Annotated in this window: 16 protein-coding genes; 8 read left to right on the top strand and 8 right to left on the bottom strand. The window is 50.2% G+C overall.

The window, feature by feature from the left end:
- The first annotated feature begins 174 nt into the window (after nt 1-174).
- On the top strand, nt 175-3,447 hold the full coding sequence (locus ACTJJJ_RS05040; RefSeq protein WP_188929979.1) for a cyclic nucleotide-binding domain-containing protein: 3,273 nt from the start codon (nt 175-177) through the stop codon (nt 3,445-3,447).
- On the opposite strand, the gene ACTJJJ_RS05035 is transcribed toward ACTJJJ_RS05040, so the two are convergent.
- The 4 genes from ACTJJJ_RS05035 to ACTJJJ_RS05020 are packed head-to-tail and all read right to left on the bottom strand — an operon-like array spanning nt 3,442 to nt 6,824.
- A complete protein-coding gene (locus ACTJJJ_RS05035) occupies nt 3,442-4,029 on the bottom strand; it encodes an HD domain-containing protein (protein ID WP_188929981.1) in 588 nt (195 codons plus the stop codon). The genes ACTJJJ_RS05040 and ACTJJJ_RS05035 overlap by 6 nt on opposite strands.
- A gap of 2 nt (nt 4,030-4,031) precedes the next feature.
- Entirely contained in the window at nt 4,032-5,078 is a 1,047-nt protein-coding gene (locus ACTJJJ_RS05030; RefSeq protein WP_188929983.1) for an adenylate/guanylate cyclase domain-containing protein, read from the bottom strand.
- Entirely contained in the window at nt 5,075-5,446 is a 372-nt protein-coding gene (locus ACTJJJ_RS05025) for a response regulator (RefSeq protein ID WP_188929985.1), read from the bottom strand. Before ACTJJJ_RS05025 ends, ACTJJJ_RS05030 begins: the two co-directional genes overlap by 4 nt.
- A 16-nt stretch (nt 5,447-5,462) precedes the next feature.
- Complete coding sequence (locus ACTJJJ_RS05020) at nt 5,463-6,824, bottom strand: sensor histidine kinase (RefSeq protein WP_188929987.1); 1,362 nt, start codon at nt 6,822-6,824, stop codon at nt 5,463-5,465.
- A gap of 217 nt (nt 6,825-7,041) precedes the next feature.
- Between ACTJJJ_RS05020 and ACTJJJ_RS05015 the strand changes: the two genes are divergently transcribed.
- The 6 genes from ACTJJJ_RS05015 (at nt 7,042) to ACTJJJ_RS04990 (ending at nt 14,035) form a co-directional block, all read left to right on the top strand.
- Nucleotides 7,042-8,298, top strand: a complete 1,257-nt coding sequence (locus ACTJJJ_RS05015) for a TolC family protein (RefSeq protein WP_188929989.1) — start codon at nt 7,042-7,044, stop codon at nt 8,296-8,298.
- Nucleotides 8,299-8,300: 2 nt separating this feature from the next.
- Nucleotides 8,301-9,311 (top strand): efflux RND transporter periplasmic adaptor subunit, encoded by a 1,011-nt coding sequence (locus tag ACTJJJ_RS05010; protein ID WP_229221550.1) that lies wholly within the window; start codon nt 8,301-8,303, stop codon nt 9,309-9,311.
- Nucleotides 9,312-9,323: 12 nt separating this feature from the next.
- Entirely contained in the window at nt 9,324-9,623 is a 300-nt protein-coding gene (locus ACTJJJ_RS05005; RefSeq protein WP_188929991.1) for a DUF190 domain-containing protein, read from the top strand.
- 1 nt (nt 9,624) lies between these two features.
- Entirely contained in the window at nt 9,625-12,771 is a 3,147-nt protein-coding gene (locus tag ACTJJJ_RS05000; protein WP_440701607.1) for an efflux RND transporter permease subunit, read from the top strand.
- Between the two features lie 49 nt (nt 12,772-12,820).
- Nucleotides 12,821-13,207, top strand: a complete 387-nt coding sequence (locus tag ACTJJJ_RS04995) for a DUF5618 family protein (RefSeq protein ID WP_188929994.1) — start codon at nt 12,821-12,823, stop codon at nt 13,205-13,207.
- Nucleotides 13,208-13,399: 192 nt separating this feature from the next.
- Complete coding sequence (locus ACTJJJ_RS04990) at nt 13,400-14,035, top strand: hypothetical protein (RefSeq protein WP_188929996.1); 636 nt, start codon at nt 13,400-13,402, stop codon at nt 14,033-14,035.
- Here the strand turns inward: ACTJJJ_RS04990 and ACTJJJ_RS04985 are convergent, their stop codons facing one another.
- The 3 genes from ACTJJJ_RS04985 to ACTJJJ_RS04975 all read right to left on the bottom strand — a co-directional run bounded on the left by ACTJJJ_RS04985 (nt 14,036) and on the right by ACTJJJ_RS04975 (nt 16,614).
- On the bottom strand, nt 14,036-14,719 hold the full coding sequence (locus ACTJJJ_RS04985) for an NAD-dependent epimerase/dehydratase family protein (protein WP_440701606.1): 684 nt from the start codon (nt 14,717-14,719) through the stop codon (nt 14,036-14,038). It abuts the gene before it with no gap.
- 58 nt (nt 14,720-14,777) lie between these two features.
- Nucleotides 14,778-15,623 carry an oxidoreductase gene (locus tag ACTJJJ_RS04980; protein ID WP_188930001.1) on the bottom strand — a complete coding sequence of 282 codons (846 nt, stop codon included), beginning with the start codon at nt 15,621-15,623 and terminating at the stop codon, nt 14,778-14,780.
- Between the two features lie 88 nt (nt 15,624-15,711).
- Complete coding sequence (locus ACTJJJ_RS04975; RefSeq protein ID WP_188930002.1) at nt 15,712-16,614, bottom strand: helix-turn-helix domain-containing protein; 903 nt, start codon at nt 16,612-16,614, stop codon at nt 15,712-15,714.
- A gap of 201 nt (nt 16,615-16,815) precedes the next feature.
- Here ACTJJJ_RS04975 and ACTJJJ_RS04970 point away from each other — a divergent pair, with 201 nt between their 5' ends.
- Nucleotides 16,816-17,790, top strand: coding sequence for a methyltransferase domain-containing protein (locus ACTJJJ_RS04970; protein ID WP_188930004.1), 975 nt, complete (start codon nt 16,816-16,818; stop codon nt 17,788-17,790).
- Between the two features lie 57 nt (nt 17,791-17,847).
- Here ACTJJJ_RS04970 and ACTJJJ_RS04965 read toward each other — a convergent pair whose 3' ends face one another.
- Entirely contained in the window at nt 17,848-18,504 is a 657-nt protein-coding gene (locus ACTJJJ_RS04965; RefSeq protein ID WP_188930007.1) for a metal-dependent hydrolase, read from the bottom strand.
- Nucleotides 18,505-18,560: the final 56 nt, after the last annotated feature.

The raw sequence follows: 18,560 nt of genomic DNA, 5'->3' as shown, positions 1-18,560 counted from the left end.
AGCCTGAGCGTACGGGGCCGCCCGGCGATCGAAGGCCGTTTGCGCTATGCAAATGATGTTTCGACCGCCCGGCGGCCCGGTTCGCTCTTATTTAATACCTCCTTCACCCAAACGGGTTTTTAAAAGGAATAATAAGTGTTTATTTTACAGTAGCGACGCTAGCATTCCAACTCTATGATCCCATTTTTAAGCCAAAACCGGTTTACGAAGTCCATTAACCCGCAAACAATCCTTTTCTTTTTCCATAATTTCTTTACGAACGTCGGTACCACGCTGGTTTACGTTTCGGCTAATGTGCTCCTGCTGGAAAACCATCCAGAATACTCGCTGCCGCTCGCCTACATCGCCGCGGCCCTTGCCGTGATGGCCTCGGGAAAAGTTTATGAGTATTTCGAACACCATCTTCTGCTCAAAAAGCTGAGCCTTGGAACGATGCTTTCGGCATTGTTTATGGTGATCGTCGTGATCGGTTTGTTGCTGCTCGGGCATGGCGTAGCCACCGCCATTGCCGTGATGGTGGGTTACCGGATCGTTTACCTGCTTATCAACCTGGAATTCTGGGGCTTATCCGCATTGGTTTTCGATGTGCGCCAAAGCAAGCGGCTGTTCAGCGTGATCGGCTCGGGCGATATGCCTGCCAAAGCGCTTGGTGCGGTTCTTGCCGTGCTAATCCATTCCCCGTCGGTACTGGCAATACTGCTCGTTATCTCGCTGATTTTTTTCGCATTGGCATTCTACACGCAGATCCTCACATTCCGACATACCGATATTCCCAACCCGCACCACGCACGCACCAGGCAAACGAATTCCGATTCCCGCATTATCCAGAAATACTTTGGAGGCAACAAGCTGCTGACTTCGCTATGCATAGGCATGGTCGCCATTGCGGCCACCGCGACCTGGATCGAGTACCATTTTTTTGTAAACGTCAAATACAAATTCCATAGCCAGCACGACGTGATCTTTTTCGTGGGTTCGCTGCTCACGGCCACTTATGTGATCTCGACGTTCGTGAAAATGCTGTTTTCGAGTAAAACCGTGGAGCGATTCGGGATTAAAGTCACATTATACCTGCTGCCGCTGACGACCATCGCCATTTCCCTGGGTTTGCTCGTATCGTCCTATTTCCGCAAAGACGAGCCTTCGCTGCTGGTTTACTATTGCATTGCTTATTTGCTTTTCGAACTGGTAAGAAGGACTATTTTCGACCCGGTTTTCCTTGTTTTGTTCCAACCGCTTTCCACCAAAACCCGTTTGAAAGGTCACACGCTAGCGAAAGGCCTTTTTGAGCCGCTTGGGATGCTTATCGCGGGTGTTATGCTCTGGATCGTCTACACGCAGCATTGGAGCGATATCAGCCTCACATTCGACCTGTCGCTGCTTTTCGCGGTCGGTGCATTGCTGGTGTTCCGGAAAACCTACCAGCACTACATGCAGGAACTGAAATCGGCGATCAGCAAGCGCTTCATCCGCAGCGGCGAAATGGCCTCCCCTGCCGAGGCATTGCCGATTATCACCGAAAACCTGCAAAGCGACCGTAAGGAAGAGGTTCTGAACGCGATCGACTGGCTGGCAAGAAACAAAATATCGCTGTTCCGCAAACATGCCGGCGAGCTTTTGAAAAACCCTTTTGTACAGGTAAGGTTGAAGACTTTGCAAACACTTTCGGCACTCGATAAACCCGAGCTTTCGGGTTCATTTATCTCTTACATCGAAAACGAACCTGATGCGACATGCCAGGTGCTGGCCGTACGGCTGGCCTGCGCCAATGGGAGGCTTTCCGAGGAGGAACTCGCCCGTTTCCTCGCACACCAGGATCTGGACATTGTAAAAGGCACCATTATCGGGTGCTGGGAGGCAGGAAAAGCATTGCCGTTAATACACGGAACCCTGCAAAGACTTTTCGGCTCGGAGCAGGAAGGCCACCAGCTCGCAGCGCTCGACTGCCTGAAAGTAACGGGCATTCATTCGTACGAAAACCTGCTCAAAAGCTGCATTCACAACGGCTCGCAACGCGTGCGCAACTATGCGATAGAAGTAGCGGCGACCGTAGGCTCTCCTGCCCTTTTACGGGATCTCCGTCTCGTGCTCACAGGCACATTGACGCCCTCGACCATCCATGCGCTGATCAATTCCGGTGACCTCGGCATCCGCATTATCGAGGAGTGGTTGCAGCAGGATACCGCCGGGGATCGCATCAGGACGTTTATTAAAACAGCTGAAAAAGGCAGGCATGAATTTATACTTCAAATACTTTTTAACCTTATTAAAAATATTTACCAGCATAAATTTTTAATTAATACTGAAAACACCACTAGTATTAAAAGTAAAGAAAGTAATTCCCATACCAATCATATTGACAGTTTCATCCATATTGCGGCTTTGAAACCACTTAGCAACTACACATTAATAGCTGATTACAAAGTACTTATACCAGAATTTGTGGAAAAAGAGCTCATCCATGCCGGGCAATTGCTCAACGGAATGGATGCTTCTGAAAACGATATTGTATGGAACAATGCCCTGGAATATGAGTTGGAATTAACCGCGCAACGGCTGTTCTACCTCTTCATGATGCAGTACGACAAGGAGGCTGTGCAGAGTGCCTGGAAGGGAATCCGCCATGCCGGCAAAGAGAAACGCGCCAATTCGCTCGAATTGATCGAGAGCTTTTTGCCGCGAATGCTGTACCCATCGCTGCATGCGTTGTTTGAGAATATACCGATCCAGAGAAAGCGCGACGCGTTGCGTCAGTATATGGGCAATATGGATCCGGGCCTGTCGCTGATCACCACCATCCTGTCACAGGAGGAGCGGTCGTTCACAACCTGGACCATCGCGCTGGCTGTCGGCAAATGCGACATTGCCGAGGCCGATTTGATACATCTCGAAAAGCTCTCCCACCATTCATCACGCCTGATACGCGAGGCCGTGCAAGAAAAATATGCCATCCTCGCCCGGCGCCCCGAACTTAAATTCTCGCTTCGAATCCCTATGAAACACGCCGAACCCACCCAGCAGATTTCCGAAATGGAAAGGGTGATTGTCCTTAAAAACACCCAGCTTTTCGCGCAGACGCCCGAGAATGTCCTCAGCTCCATTGCACCGATCATGAGAGAGGTGACTTACAGTGACGGGCAGGAGATATTTGCGAAAGGCGACCTGGGCGATTCGATGTACATCATTTACACCGGCCAGGTAGGCATTTACGACGGTCCGAAACAGCTTGCATTGTTCGATAAGGGAGAGATTTTCGGGGAGCTCGCATTGCTGGATACAGAGCCACGCTCGGCAACTACTGTGGCAGAAACCGACACGCTCGTATTCCGCATCGACCAGGAAGATTTCTTTGAACTGATGGAAGAACGCGACGAGATCCTGCGCAACGTGCTGCGCATCCTATGCCAGCGGATCCGCGTGCAGAATGAAAAAATGCGCCAGTTATAAGGCGCGTGCCTTGTTTTTGAGGTGTTGGAGATGCCGTTGCTTGACGGCATCCCGACGCTTCTGCTCCGAAGCCGTCCAGTAGGAATGTGCTTCCAGGAACCTGACCTGCACCGCATCCCACGCAGGAATGTCCTCCACCATATCCCTCGCTTTCAATTCCTCGAATAATGTGGCTGCAATGCCCTGGAAATCGTCGCGCCCGAGGTAATCCAGGTCGGCGTCGCAAAGGATCATTTCCAGCGCATTTTGGGGGCTTTGCGGGATCTTTGTTGCCATAATCATCCCGCAGATTGTTTCTGTTTGATGTTCGGTGTAGCCAAAACCGGGCAAGACCTCCCGCGCGAGCAGGCAACCCGCTTCCTCATGGCCCTGGTAGACGGTCATGAAGCCACTGTCGTGGTAAAATGCGGCGGTACGAAGCAATAACAGGGATTCCTCGTCGGTAACGCCTTCCGACGCTGCTATTTCTGCTGACGCATTCACAACATCGAGCGTGTGGTGGATTCCGTGATAAAAAAGCGTGCGGTCGAGCCGGTTTTCTAGCTGTCCGAGCACGTATTGTTCAGCCTTTTCGATTTGCATGGCTATTCGAGCACTTCGTAGATCAACACGGGGTTCGATTTGTTTTTGAGGTTCACCTCGCCGACCAAGCTGCATTGGAATGCTTCTTTGAGCTTTTCATAGGCCGAATCCGGCACGACCACCTGCCCCGGTTTGGCAATGGATTGAAGTCGCTGAGCCACATTCACCACGTCGCCGATCACCGTGTAATCCAACCGCTTCAATGCAGCCGAACCGATATTACCCGACACCATTTCACCGGAATTAATCCCTATCGAAACTTTGGGGTGGTAACCGGATTGATCCGACAATTCTTCCTTGAAGCCGTTAATATGGTTGCGAACTGCGAGCGACGACTCCACGGCGCGGTCGAGGTGGTAATCCCCGCGGAAAACCGCCATGACGGCGTCGCCCATGAACTTGTCGACGTGTCCGCCCTGCGCGATGATTTCCTTCACCATCACATCAAAATACTTGTTGATGAGCTTCACGACGCGATCCGGCTGCTCTTTCTCGGATATAGCTGTGAAGCCGCACATATCCATAAAAACGACGGTCCCTTCGATATTTTCGCTCGTCATGAGCGACTTTTCGAAGGTTTCCTGGGTCATGAATTGCAGTACCGAGGCATCCACATACATTCTCAGGATATCGTTTTCACGAACAGCTTTCAATGTTTCCTTCAACTGGGCTACGTATTGAAGCGTTTTCTCCATCGTGACTTCCAGATCGCGGAAATCGATCGGTTTAGTCAGGAAATCGAATGCACCGCGGTTCATGGCCGTACGGATATTGTCCATATCGCCGTAGGCCGACACGATCACGGATTTCAACAGCGGACTCATTTCACCGAGCCGTACGAGCAAAGTCAGCCCGTCCATTTCGGGCATATTGATGTCGCTCAGCACCATATCCACGTCGGGATGCTCGACGAGCACTTCGAGCGCTTTCAGGCCGTTTTCAGCGAAAACGAATTCATATTGCTGTTCGCGGATGTGTCGCCTGAACTTTTGTTTGATGAGCAGTTGCAGGTCGGCCTCGTCGTCCACTACGAGTATTTTGGCTTTCATAACAGGAGTAGTTTCTCTTTCAATTCGTTAAAATTGACGGGTTTCGTCAGGAAATCGTCGGCACCAAGCTGCATCGCCTGGTCGTGGTTGGCGGCGTCGCCGTAAGCGGTGATCATCATCACCTGCGGGGGGGCCGAGGGATGATCTGTGCGAATGCGTTTCAGCAGCTCGATACCGCTCATTCCGGGCATATTAATGTCCGAAAGGATCATGACTACTTCCGAAGGATGGTTTTGCATGTATTCCAGCGCTTCCTCGCCTGAAAATGCGAACGAAAACTCGAACTGCCCGGCGCGGATCTCGCGGCGGAATTTCTGCTCAAAAAGCGATTTAACGTCTTCCTCGTCGTCTACAACCAGTATTTTCATGTTTGGTTAAGGTTAATCAGGCGATGGGCAAGGTAATGCGGAATTCGGTTTTTTCACCTTCCAAGCTATCCACTTCGAGCACGCCTCCGTGGCCGTTGGTAATGATGTCGTAGCTCATCGAAAGTCCTAAACCGGTACCCTGACCGGTTGGCTTGGTTGTAAAAAACGGCTGGAATATCTTTGCTTTCACGTGTTCCGGCATGCCCGTTCCATTGTCTGAAACCCTGATATATAGTTTGTTATCGAATTTTTTAGTACTGATTTTAACCTCCGGCTTGTAGTCGCCCAGTTGGCCTGCCTCGGTGAGTTTCCGCTTTTTCTCAGCAACGGCATAGAATGCATTGGTAAACAGGTTGAGGAAAACACGGCCCAGGTCCTGTGGCAGCACATTGACGGTCCCGATCGTCGGGTCGAAATCGGTGACTAACGCCGCATTAAACTCCTTGTCTTTCGCGCGCAGGCCGTGGTAAGCGAGGCGCATATACTCGTCTGCGAGCGCATTCACCTCCACGGACTCCTTCTCGCCCGACGACGCCCGCGAATGTTGCAGCATTCCCTTCACGATCGAATCGGCACGTTTACCGTGGTGCGTGATTTTCTGCTGGTTCTGGCTCAGGTCGCTGATGATACCTTTGATATAATCCTTGTCATTATCGTCGATACCCGTCTTATCGATCTCCTCTTCCAGCTCCTGACAAAGCTCTACCGACACTTCCGAGAAATTATTTACAAAATTCAGCGGGTTCTGTATCTCGTGCGCTATACCCGCCGTGAGCTCGCCCAGTGAAGCCATTTTTTCGCTCTGTATCAATTGATTCTGGGTTGCTTTCAGTTCTTCGATTGCCTTTTGAAGCTCTTCTTTCTGTTGGGTCAACTCCTGCGTTCGTTCTGCCACCAGGTATTCCAAGGATTGCTTCTGTTCTCGCGCGAGCTCCTCGTCACGAAGGCGGTCGCGCCGCTCCTGTGCCAGAACCTTCTGTTGCTTCCTGGCATAAAACCAAATCACGAAGCAGAAAATCCATGCAAACAAAATAGCCATGCCGAAAATGTCGTCATAGCTTTTGTGAAATTTAGGAAAGAGCAGCTCGATGATGTCGCTCAGCATGGATACGCCCACAAACGGGACAATCGACTGAACAGTAGTGCGTATGGGCTGAAAATCCTCCTCCTTGTAAAAAAACCACAGTAAGCCCAGCAGCGACAGATTCCAAACCCAGGTAAACATCTCGGGCTGCCTTCCTATGTAGTAAATCGCCACCAGGCCCAACACGTAAAAGCGGGCATACTTGAAGAAGTTGGCCCATTTAGGCAGCTTGTCGGTGTGCTGCATGGCTGAATGGGCAAATTGAACGAGAAAGAAGGCAACGATGAAATGCATGTAGAGATGTTGTAATAGTAGTTCTGTTTTACTATTATTCCTTAACAATTGGCAAAGTACTTATTTTCCCTCAAATATCGGTTGTGCCCGAAACTGTCGTGAAAGCGTCGCTCTAATTTATTTCTAACCGAATTTTAATGACTTTATAAAACAGTTTTAATACCATTTTTAGCACAGCTGAGAACCTTTGCCCGCAGGTAATTCAAACTAAACGAACATGTGCTATCCAGTTTTAAAACGGGTTCTCATCCTGGTGATGGTGGGAATGGCGTCTGCAAGGGCTCAGACAACCTACAATTTGCAGCAAGCCCTCCAAACGGCAAAGTCCAATAACCCCATCCTGAAACGCGAGCAATTCAATGTCGACATTTCGCAGGCCGACATTACTACCGCGCAGCTCCGCCCCAATGTGATACTGAACAACCAGTCATTACAGCTGGTGCAGTCGTCCAAATTCCCCGAGAACACCGGGTGGCTCAACGGCGCCAACCGGCAAATCTGGTGGCAGGTAACCAAGCCTTTTCAGTTGCCTGTACAGAGAGAGAACAAGATCAATTTCGCACAGCAAAATGTCAGGCTCACCCAAAAGCAGTATGCAGACACGGAACGTCATCTGTTTCAGACAGTTGCACAGAAATGGCTGGATGTTTGGGCAGCCCGCAAGCAACTCGATTTATTGGGCACAGCGAAGGCCAATATCGATTCGCTGGCCAATATCAACCGCCTACGTGTAAAAAACCAGGTGATCACCACCACCGACCTCGCACGCACCGAACTGCTCGCGAACCAGTACGACATTCAGCTCAAATCGGCATCGCAGGAATACCGCAATCAGCTTTCCAATCTGAAATTCCTGATGGGCGTGCAGGACTCGATCCGGATCGACACGACCGACCAGTTTGCATTTGCATTCCCAGATCAGATGGACGCTATCGTGGAGCAGGCATTACAGAACCGTACCGATATCCAGGCCATCAAATCGACGATGGACGTGGCCGACGCGAATATCAAGCTGCAAAAATCGAGCGCATTGCCGGTACCGGAACTCGGGCTTATCTACAACCCGCAGAACAAGGCGCATTACATGGGCGTGTACGGCACCATTGAAATACCCATTTTTTCAAGGAACCAGGGCGAGATCAAAAAGTCGCAGGTGCTGAAACAACAAGCCGAGCAGGATTTGCGCGCCACCGAAACGCAGGTACAGACGGAAATCATGACGGCCTATAAAAGCTATATCACCCACAGACAGAACTTACAGAATTTCAATCAGTTACTAACTCAATCCCAAACAATCCTGAACAGTGTTAAATATTCTTACCTCCGTGGCGGGACGACAATCATCGACTTCCTTGAAGCCCAGCGCAGCTGGCTCGATACGCAGCAGCAGTATTACGACGTCCTCGGGCAGTACCGCCAGAGCTACATCGACCTCCTTTACGCATCCGGAATGATCAATCAAATCGCGCAATAATCATGAAGAACATACTCGTTTGCACCTGCCTGGCCATGACATTGATGGCAGGTTGCAAGAACAAAGCCGCTAACAAACCCGTACAGGACAATTCCTCGCCGGTGGTGAATGCCTCGGGCACCAAAATATCGTTTCCACTGGCCGAAAGCGCGAATTTTTTCCAAACTGAAAAGATATCCAGTTCCTCGCTCATGGCGAATGTAACCGCACCTGCGAAGGTTTCCGCTACCGTTCTCCGTTCGAATGAGGGGGCTTCGGGCAACATTGTGATATTCGATAACCCCGAGCTTGCGGGCAATTATACCCAGCTCTTGCAGCATCTGACGATGATCAACCAGATCCAGAATATCAATATCCGTCAGCGCAAGACAGAACTGTCTCGGATTAAGGACTTGCAGGAACATGGTGCCGCTACCGGCAAGGACCTGCTCGAATCACAGACTGCTCTGGCGATGGAAGAAACCAATCTGATCAACGAGCGTTCGGCCATTATCGAACACGAAACGAAGCTCAAAGCAGGCGGTTTTGAACCCAAACAACTCCGCACCGCGCCTGCGGGCACCGCGTACATCATCTGCGACGTGCCCGAGAGCGACATCAGCCAGGTGAAAAAAGGCGGTAAATGCACCATTCAGTTCACCGCTTTTCCGAACGAGGACTTCACCGGTACCATCGACGACATCGCCGACCTGGTGGATCAAACCACCCGGATGATCAAGCTGCGCGTGAATATTAATAACTCCAATGGCAAGCTGAAAGCCGGGATGTTTGGAACGGTCGCATTCGGCCTGAGCGAAGGTAAAAGACTCAGTATCAATAAAGATGCATTGGTAACTGTGCAAGGCCGCAACTATGTGTTTTTAAAAACCGCCCCGCAGGTTTTCGAGCGCCGCGAAGTGAATATCGGCGACCAAATCGGCGACCGCATTGTGGCATTCAGCGGCCTGAAAGACGGTGAAAATGTGGTGACCAAGGGCGTCATGCAACTCAAAGGTTTATCGTTCGGCTATTAACCCCCTCCGGATATGCTTCAAGCCCAGATCTTCATCAGTGCCGATCACTGGAAGGACGAAATACCGCTATTTGAATACATTATGCAGTTTCTGGTTAGACAGAAAGTGCAGGGAGCCACAGTGTATCGCGGCCGCCTAGGCTTCGACGGCAAGCACCTGAGCCGCCCCAACGACCTGTTCAGTTTCGACGAAACACCCATGGTCATTTCCTTTATAGACGAGGAAGAAAAAGTTAAATCCGCATTGACATTACTCCGTAAAGAGGTGAAAAGCGGGTTTATAGTTACCAACCATGTAGACAAGTGGAATTAAAATGATCAAGAACCTGCTTTTTTTCAGCCTTCGCAACCGATGGGTCGTGATCGCTGTGAGCGTAGTGCTGATGGGCGCCGGATTCTGGTGCTTCACACAGCTCAAAATAGAGGCTTACCCCGATATTGCCGATACTAACGTGATCGTGGTAGCCCAATATCCAGGCCGCGCCGCCGAGGAAGTGGAACAGCAAGTGACGGTTCCCATTGAAAGAGCCCTGCAAAACACCCCGAACGTGCTCGACAGACGCAGCCGGACCATATTCGGACTGTCGGTAGTGCAGTTGACATTTAAAGACGGCACAGACGATTATTTCGCCCGTCAGCAGGTTACCGAACGGCTTGCTTCAGCTGAGCTGCCGGATGGCGTTGCACCCGAGCTCGCCCCTTTGTCGACTGCGGTAGGTGAAATCCTCCGCTACGTGGTGGAAGCGCCGTCGAGTTACAGCCCTACCCAGCTCCGCGATTTGCAGGATTGGGTGATCAAGCCCGCATTGCTGCAAGTGCCTGGTATTGCCGATGTGACTACTTTTGGCGGTCCATTGAAACAGTTCCACATCATTACCTCGCCTGAAAAGCTGGTGAAATACGGCTTGTCGATGCAAAATGTGATCGACGCCATCAATGCAAACAACCAGAACACCGGCGGGAATGTGATTGCACGCGGTGGCCAGGGCTTTGCTATTCGGGGACTTGGGGCCATTAAAAATGAGCTGGATATCCAGAATATTGTGTTGAAATCTGACAATGGAGTGCCTGTATTTGTACGGGATGTCGCCACTGTTGAGATCACCCCTCCTCCTCCAAGCGGGGTGATGGGTTACACCATAACCGCTGATAAAGTGGACGTTAGCAGCGGCGTTGAGGGCATTATCCTGCTCCGTCGCTACGAAAACCCAAGCGAGGTTTTGAAGGTATTGAAAGAAAGAATCGCCGACCTCGAAGCGAGCGAACTGCCCGAAGGCGTGCATTTGAAACCGCTTTACGATCGCAGCTTTCTGATCGACCATTCGCTTGAAACCGTCGCGCATACGCTGTTTGAAGGAATTTCAATCGTTGTAATCCTGCTGATCTTTTTCCTTGGCAGCATCCGGAGCGCACTGGTAGTGGCGCTTACGATTCCGTTCTCTTTGTTGTTTGCGTTTATATTAATGCGGTTGACAGGCATTCCGGCGAACTTGCTTTCGCTCGGTGCGATCGACTTCGGGATCATCGTCGACGGTGCCTGTGTGATGGCCGAACATTTGATTCGCAAATACCGGACTGCCAGCCCCGAGGAAAAACAGCAGGGTATCGTCAAAATTACATTGCTATCCGCCCAGGAAGTGGGTCGCGAGATCTTCTTCTCAGTAACCATCATCATCCTCGCGTACATGCCTATCCTGCTCATGACGCGCGTGGAAGGCAAGCTTTTCTCACCAATGGCGCTGACGCTCGCATTCGCCGTGATCGGTTCGATGCTGGCCGCGCTGACGTTCATTCCCGTACTCATTTCTTTTGCCTACAAAAAAGCATTGTCTAATCCCGACAAGCCGATGAAAGAGCATAAGAACTTTGTTCTGGACTTTCTTACAAAGTCCTATACCAAAGCATTGGGCGGCTTTTTGAAGAACTATAAAATCACTGTCCTCGCAGGTTTCAGTGTCGTGATCGTGCTTGTTTTGTTCGGGTTAAAACTGGGAACCGAGTTTTTGCCGACCCTCGATGAAGGCTCGATATTCCTCCGTGGCAACTTCCCGGCGGGTATTACCATCCAGGAAAACGCGAGCTATGCGCCGAAAATCCGGAAGATCATTGCCAAATACCCGCAAATATCGTTCGTGATCACCCAAACCGGCCGCAACGACGACGGTACCGACCCATTTCCTGCGAACCGAAACGAAATCCTCGTGGGTTTGAAGGATTATGACCTTTGGAGTAAAACAATCTCCAAAAAAGAACTGGTAGAAAAGATTAAAGCAGACTTGCAAGCCCAACTCCCGGCCGTTGCATTTTCGTCCGGCCAGCCCATTATCGACCAGGTAATGGAGATCGTAACCGGCAGCGCGGCAGATCTGGCAGTTTCGGTTGTTGGCGACGATTTGAATATGATGCGCAAAAAAGCCGAAGCCATTGCGAAAATCGTGAAAGCTACCCCGGGTGCCGACAATGTCAATATAGAGCAGGAAGGCCCTCAGGAACAGCTGGCGATCAACATCAACCGGCAGGCAGCCGCTCGCTTCGGGATCAATGTCGCCGATATTCAGAACATGATCGAGGCGGCAATTGGCGGCAAAACGATTTCCACGCTTTACGACGGTACCAAGCGGTACGACATTGTGATTCGCTTCCTGCCCAAATACCGGAATTCCATCGACGCGATCAAGAGCGTGCAGGTACCCTCGCTCACAGGCGCGCTCATCCCCATGAGCCAGCTGGCCGACATTCATTTCATTGAAGGTCAAACCAATATCTATCGCTACGGCAGCAAACGGATGGTCACAGTCCGCACCAACATCCGTGGCCGTGACCAGGGTGGTTTCGTGAAAGAATTGCAGAAAAAACTCAATGCGCAGGTCCACGTGCCAAAAGGTTACAGCATCATCTACGGCGGCCAGTACGAAAACCTTGAACGCGCGGGTAAGCAGCTGGCATTCACCATTCCGCTGACCATTGTGATGGTGTTCCTGTTCCTCTTTATGTTGTTCAAAAATCTTCCGCACACGATGGTGACGATGAGCTGCATTCTTTTTGCCCTGGGAGGCGGTATTGTGGCATTGCTCATGCGGGGATATTACTTCAACGTGTCGGCCGGTGTGGGTTTCGTGAGCATATTCGGGATTTCGGTGATGGCCGGCGTGCTGCTCGTCTCCGCATTGAACCGCACGACGCAAGCCCGCGAAAATTCATTGGAACACGATGTGCTGGAAGCTTCCTCCGAACAGCTCCGTGCCATGCTTTCCATCCTCGTCGTGGCCATTATCGGCCTGGTACCCGCCGCTATTTCGTTCGGCATCGGTTCCGACGTGCAGCGTCCGCTGGCGACCGTGATTATCGGCGGTTTGACAAGCACATTGCTTTTCGCCCCGATACTCCTTCCACCGCTCTATTTGTGGACAGAAAAACGGCGTAAACCGCAGAAACCGAGAGAAGTGCTCGAATTGGAATAGGGGTCCGAAAGTGCTAAATTTGTTTTAAGTCAAATAAAAATACTGCACTATGAAAGAGAAAAACCCTGTCCTGGAAGCGAAACGCTATGTTGAAAATGCGCGGACTATTTTGAGAGAAAAAGCTATTAAGGAGAATGATCGGTATACCGATCGGAAGTATGTCAAACTGGCCGGTCACGCCGCATATACAGGCGTACTGGTTGCGCTTGATGGCTTCTTTGGAATCACAACTAAGAAACAGAAGGACGCTAATTGGTACAAAGAGCAACTCGCCTCAGTAGATAAAAAAGTGTTGGGCAATTTTGTGGACGCATACGAACTCCTGCATTTATATATGGGATACGACGGGACGCAGAACGCCACCGTTGCGCAACAGGGCATTCAACGCGCCGATGAAATCATCCAGTGGGTAGAGCAGCGAACTGCCACTTGCTAACTTTTAGATTGCCGATAAAAAAGTGAAGCCGGATCCAGCGATGGGTCCGGCTTCGTTGTTCTACAAGCTCAGTATTTCAGCCTTATAATAATTATCCGGTGGATAAAACGGCCGTTTTTAGTTAAATTCCCTAAGTCTTATGTCCTTATCGGCACAAGGCAAACTCAGCTATACACTTTAAACTATCCTTACATGCAGCAAAAACGCTACCTCCTCTGCTTAATGCTCCTTACCGGCCGCATTGCCGCTGCGCAGGCTCCGGATTCCATCCCCGGGGAATACCATTTGCAGGGCGTGATGGAAACCGCTTCCGCCATTTTGCTTAAACCCGACAGCACTTTCGAGCTTTATTTCTCTTACGGCGCCATGGACCGCCAGGGCCACGGCAAATGGCAGGTTCAGAACGGAAGTATTGTGCTCAACAGCCGCCCGAGACCCGAACGCGATTTTGCATTAGTTGCCAGCAAAGCTGCTTCTGACGACTTTACTACCGTCAAAATCGTCGACAGCAACCAGCAGATCCTGCCATTTTTCGAAGCCCTGATCCGAACCCCCGGAGGCGAAAAGTATGGCAAAATGAACCAGGAAGGCATATTTCAAATTCCCAAGACCAAAACGACCGGTATCGACCTGTTCTTTACGTTGGCTCCGGAACGTTACAGTTCATTCCCTGTGCAGTCCGAAGACAACTATTTCGAGTTCCGCATTGAGCCCTGGATTATAGAAATTTTCGTCGAAAATATCGTTCTGAAACCCGAAAAAGACGGCCTGAAAGGGGAACATCCACTTCTTAAAGGCGATGCGTTTTCCTACGAAAAAATGAAGTGATCAAACGTATTGCCTGTCTCCTACCAGATTGATATCCTTCACTTCGAGGATATTCTTGTCGTAGCCGTATTTTGTAACATTGATCATCGCCTTTGCAACTTGTTTCAGCGTAGATGCGCTGTTAGGGAATACCGCTTTCAAAATCGGATACAGCCAGCCGACGTATTTATACAAGCTAAGCAGGTTTTTCTGTCCCTCGGTAGCTTTCATGAACCCCGGGCGGAATGCAAACACCTGATCGAAAGGTAGTTTCCGCAAATCATTTTCCGTTTTGCCCTTCACCCTCGCCCACATAATGCTGCCTTTTTCTGTGCTGTCTGTGCTTGCTCCTGAAACATAGCAAAAGGTCATGTTAGGATTTTGTCGGCTGAGCACTTCGGCTACGTGCAGAGTCAGATCGTAGGTGATGCGCCGGTATTCCGGCTCCTTCATACCTACCGACGATACACCCAGGCAGAAATAGCAGGCATTATAGCCTGTCAACTGGCCCTCTATCGCCGAAATATCGTGAAAGTCCTTGTGTACAATCTCTGTAAGCTTCGGGGGATCCATTCCAAGTGGACGCCGATTGATAATAAGAACCGCCTCCACGTCCGGGTTTTCCAGACATTCGAGCAGTACCCCCTCACCTACCATACCCGTCGTCCCGGTTACGATTGCCTTTATTTTTCCTTCAACGGCCATAGTTTGTCTGATTTTCAAGTGCTGTTAATGCCGCAAGATAAGGATATTTTAAAGTCACTCAGGCGTCGAAATCTGTGGAAACGGATACCGATTTCCAGTTTTCCAGTTCTTCCGAAAAAGTAGCAATTTTTGCTTTTGCCAAACCATAGGCATCTTCCCCAAGGACCAAATGCAACGGCGGATTGGCCTCTCCCGTAATGCGGATCATCGCATCGGCGGCTTTATCCGGATCGCCCGGCTGCTGGCCGTTGATTTGCTGCTGGTGCAATGCCTCCGAATCACGTACCTTTTGATAATCCGCAATGCCGTTTTTAGGTGTTACAAATGATCCGGCGGTGAGGAAATCGGTGCGGAAATAGCCTGGTTCGACGATCGTCACTTTCACACCAAAATCCGCCACCTCAGCCGCAAGCGACTCGGAAAGCCCGTTTACGGCAAACTTGGTAGCGCAATAGATCCCGAAGCCCGGAAATGAACCCGTAATGCCGGCGATCGACGAAATGTTGAGGATATGCCCCGACTGCTGCGCACGCAAATGCGGCATCGCGGCGCGGATCACATTGAGTGTACCAAACACATTCACATCAAAATTTCCGCGCGATTCGGCGTCCGAAAGCTCTTCCAGGCTGCCCGCTAACCCATAGCCCGCGTTGTTCACTACCACGTCTATACGACCGAACGCAGCCCGTGTATCGGCGATCGCCTTACACACGCTTTCCTCGTCGGTAAGCGACACGCTGAGGGGTAAAAATTGCTCTCCTGTGGCTCCCACGGCAGTTTTCAGCTCATCGATGGAGCGAGATGTTGCGGCTACGGCAAACCCGTTTGCCAATAATTTTTGCACAAGTGCCAGTCCCAGGCCTTTGGAGGCACCGGTAACAAACCATACTTTTCTGTTTTCCATTATTCCTTTGTTGATTGTTTTAATATGACAAAGGTAACATGGGCAGAACGCGCCGGCATTGCGCGGTTCAAACAGATACTTGCAAAATTCAAACAATCCTGAAAGCGGATGGTGTCTGACTGGTCTGTTTCCTGAAAAAATTATTGAAATGGGATGGCTCTTCGAAGCCGAGACAATAGCTGATCTCGGAGATATTCCAGTTGGTATGCCGCAAAAGCGCCTTCGCTTCGGAGGTAATGCGCTCAGCGATGTGCGTTGTCGTTGTTTTACCGGTCGTTTCGCGGATTGCACGGTTCAAATGGTTCACATGCACCGAGAGATGCCGGGCAAAGTCGTTGGCCGAACGCAATGCAAACCGCTGCGACGGCGCCTCGATCGGGAACTGGCGTTCCAGCAATTCTGTAAATACGGCCGTAATCCGCGAATTTGCGTTGGGGTGCTGATACAATGCTTCACTGGGCTGCATTTTAAGTGCATAATGTATAAGCTCCGTTACGTAGTTTCTCAGTAAATCATATTTAAACGGGTAATCGGAGGCAATCTCTCCTAACATTTTTTCAAAGATCTCGCTTACGTGCGTATCCTGGATGTCGTTGAGAATATAGGACGGTCGTCCACCAACGGCAAACATGGGCAGATCCGACACATTGCCGCGTAGTTTCTCCGAGAAAAAACCTTCTTTAAAAATGCAGAAATACCCGGTAACCGTGTCGCAGGCGGCTTCCCAGGTATAGGGAACCGTGGGGTTGAAGAACATGAGGGCAGTACCGTCGAGTTCGAGGCTTTTGTCCGCGTAGTGGTAAATATTCTTGCCACGGATCAGCGCGATCTTGTAGAAGTCCCTGCGGCTGTACCGTGCTGGTACCGGGTTGATCATGTAGTTCCCTCCCATCGAAAATACATTGAAATGCCCGATATCCTGCTGCAAATTGTCCGGCAGCCAGTTAAACTTGTATTGATAGAATTCTTCGAGTGATTCCGGTTTCTCCATGCGGCTAAGTTACGAAAATCAAATAGAATAGTTTATAGACCGGCGGCAATCGTCCGTGGCCAGTGGTCTGTTTCCCGCTTTACAAATCATTTAATTCATTTACCCCGGGCTTATAGAACAGTACTTTTTTCTAAATTGAGCTTTCTTAGCTAGGTTTAGACTTAGTCTTTAATCACACACCACAATCATTTTCATCTTCTCATGACATCTTTCAGTCCACTGCTTACCGAGCAACTCGAAAACGGCACACTAGTTTGTCCTTTATGTTTGTCTCCGTTAAAAATCGTTGACGAAAGCATTTACTGCACCAACACAAAGTGCTCGCATTCGACCATCGAAATACCACTGATACAGAAGAAGATACCTATACTCCTTAATTTCGGGGAAACCATCCTTAACAAGGAATCGCTGCTTGCAACCGGGGGCGAAAGCCTTATTCCCCGGAGCGGCAACAAGTACGACGCGATCAAGAAGATATTTTGGGGAAGCGGCGATAAAACAAAGCGGAACCTGGCACAATTCCTCGAAAACGTGCCTAAATATGCCGGCAAAAAATCGACGGTACTCATTATCGGCGGGGGCGCCGTCGGGAATGGAGCCGAGGGAATGTACGATGCAAAAGACATCAATGTGCTGTCATTCGATATTTATGCCTCTTCCAACACCGATTTCATTGCCGATGGCCACTCACTCCCTATTGCCGACAACAGTATCGACGGGATCTGGATCCAGGCGGTACTCGAACACGTCATGTACCCGCAACGGGTGGCAGCCGAAATCCACCGAGTACTCAAAGCGGATGGTGTCGTGTATGCAGAAACGCCTTTCCAGCAACACGTGCACGAGGGACCGTACGACTTCACCCGCTTCACCGAAAGCGGTCACCGCCTGCTTTTTAAAGATTTCAAACTGCTGGATTCCGGCTTCCTGACCGGCATTGGCACCGTCCTGCTTTGGAACGTGCGATATGCGGCCTGGGGACTTACCCGGAGTAAAAAAGTCGCCATCGTGGTAGCCATGGTATTTAGCTGGATCAGGCTTTTCGACCATCTCGTACCGGATTCATTTAATGTCGATACGGCCAGCGGCGTGTATTTCCTTGGCCGCAAGGACCCTAATCACACGTTCAGCGATAAGGATATTATCACGCATTATAAGGGATTTCAACGGAAATGAATTTTTGACGGCTGACCGCCGAACATGAATCGGCGGTCTGTTGTCGGTAATCGGTCATCAAATAGTCTCCCGGTTCTGATCAGTAAAATACGCCAGTCCCAATACAATCGCCTGCAAAACAACAAATGAGCCAAGCAACGCCGGGATAGAATCTTCCGGCGGCGGACCGAACATGTTAAAAATTTCGGCGATTACGAAGAAGCCGATCAGCGAAAAAAGGCCCCATTTGCCTTTGCCGTTGATAGCCCGGGTGTTTTTAAAGTAGATCCAGACACCGGCGATGAAAATGGCGCTTTCGACCAGCATGGTAAGCGGCAAGGAGTTCCAGAGGCCGATACCGACTTTAATACCACCAAATGGAGTAAGCGGAAGGTCTGGAACATGGACGATGAAGTCGAGAAACCAGTGGCTAAGTACAGCCAGCCCAACGATAATCGAACTGCGGATGTCTTTTTGGAATAACCAGTAAATACCCCCACAAACTAGCCCCCAAACGACGCCCATGACCAGGCTATGGGTGAACGGATAATGTACAAATTCAAATGGAGTTACCGCTGTAAACCCGGGATGGATTTTCACCTTTTCGACATCCAATAAAAGCAGGAAGGGCCAGAGAATATCGACAAACTCCACGGCGACGAAGAGCGTCAGGAGCGATACTTTTGGAGCGATTTTTTTTGCCCCGAATGCTAAACCATAATGACCTAGAAACATAACACAGGTGGTTAATTAATGACCTTACAAAGGTATCCGGGCCATTTCCGAACGCA

The sequence above is a fragment of the Dyadobacter sp. 22481 genome, from assembly GCF_052044875.1.
Classification (GTDB): Bacteria; Bacteroidota; Bacteroidia; order Cytophagales; family Spirosomataceae; genus Dyadobacter; species Dyadobacter endophyticus.
The sequence above is the reverse complement of the archived record's forward strand: the minus strand, read 5'-3'. Positions and strand labels throughout refer to the sequence as shown.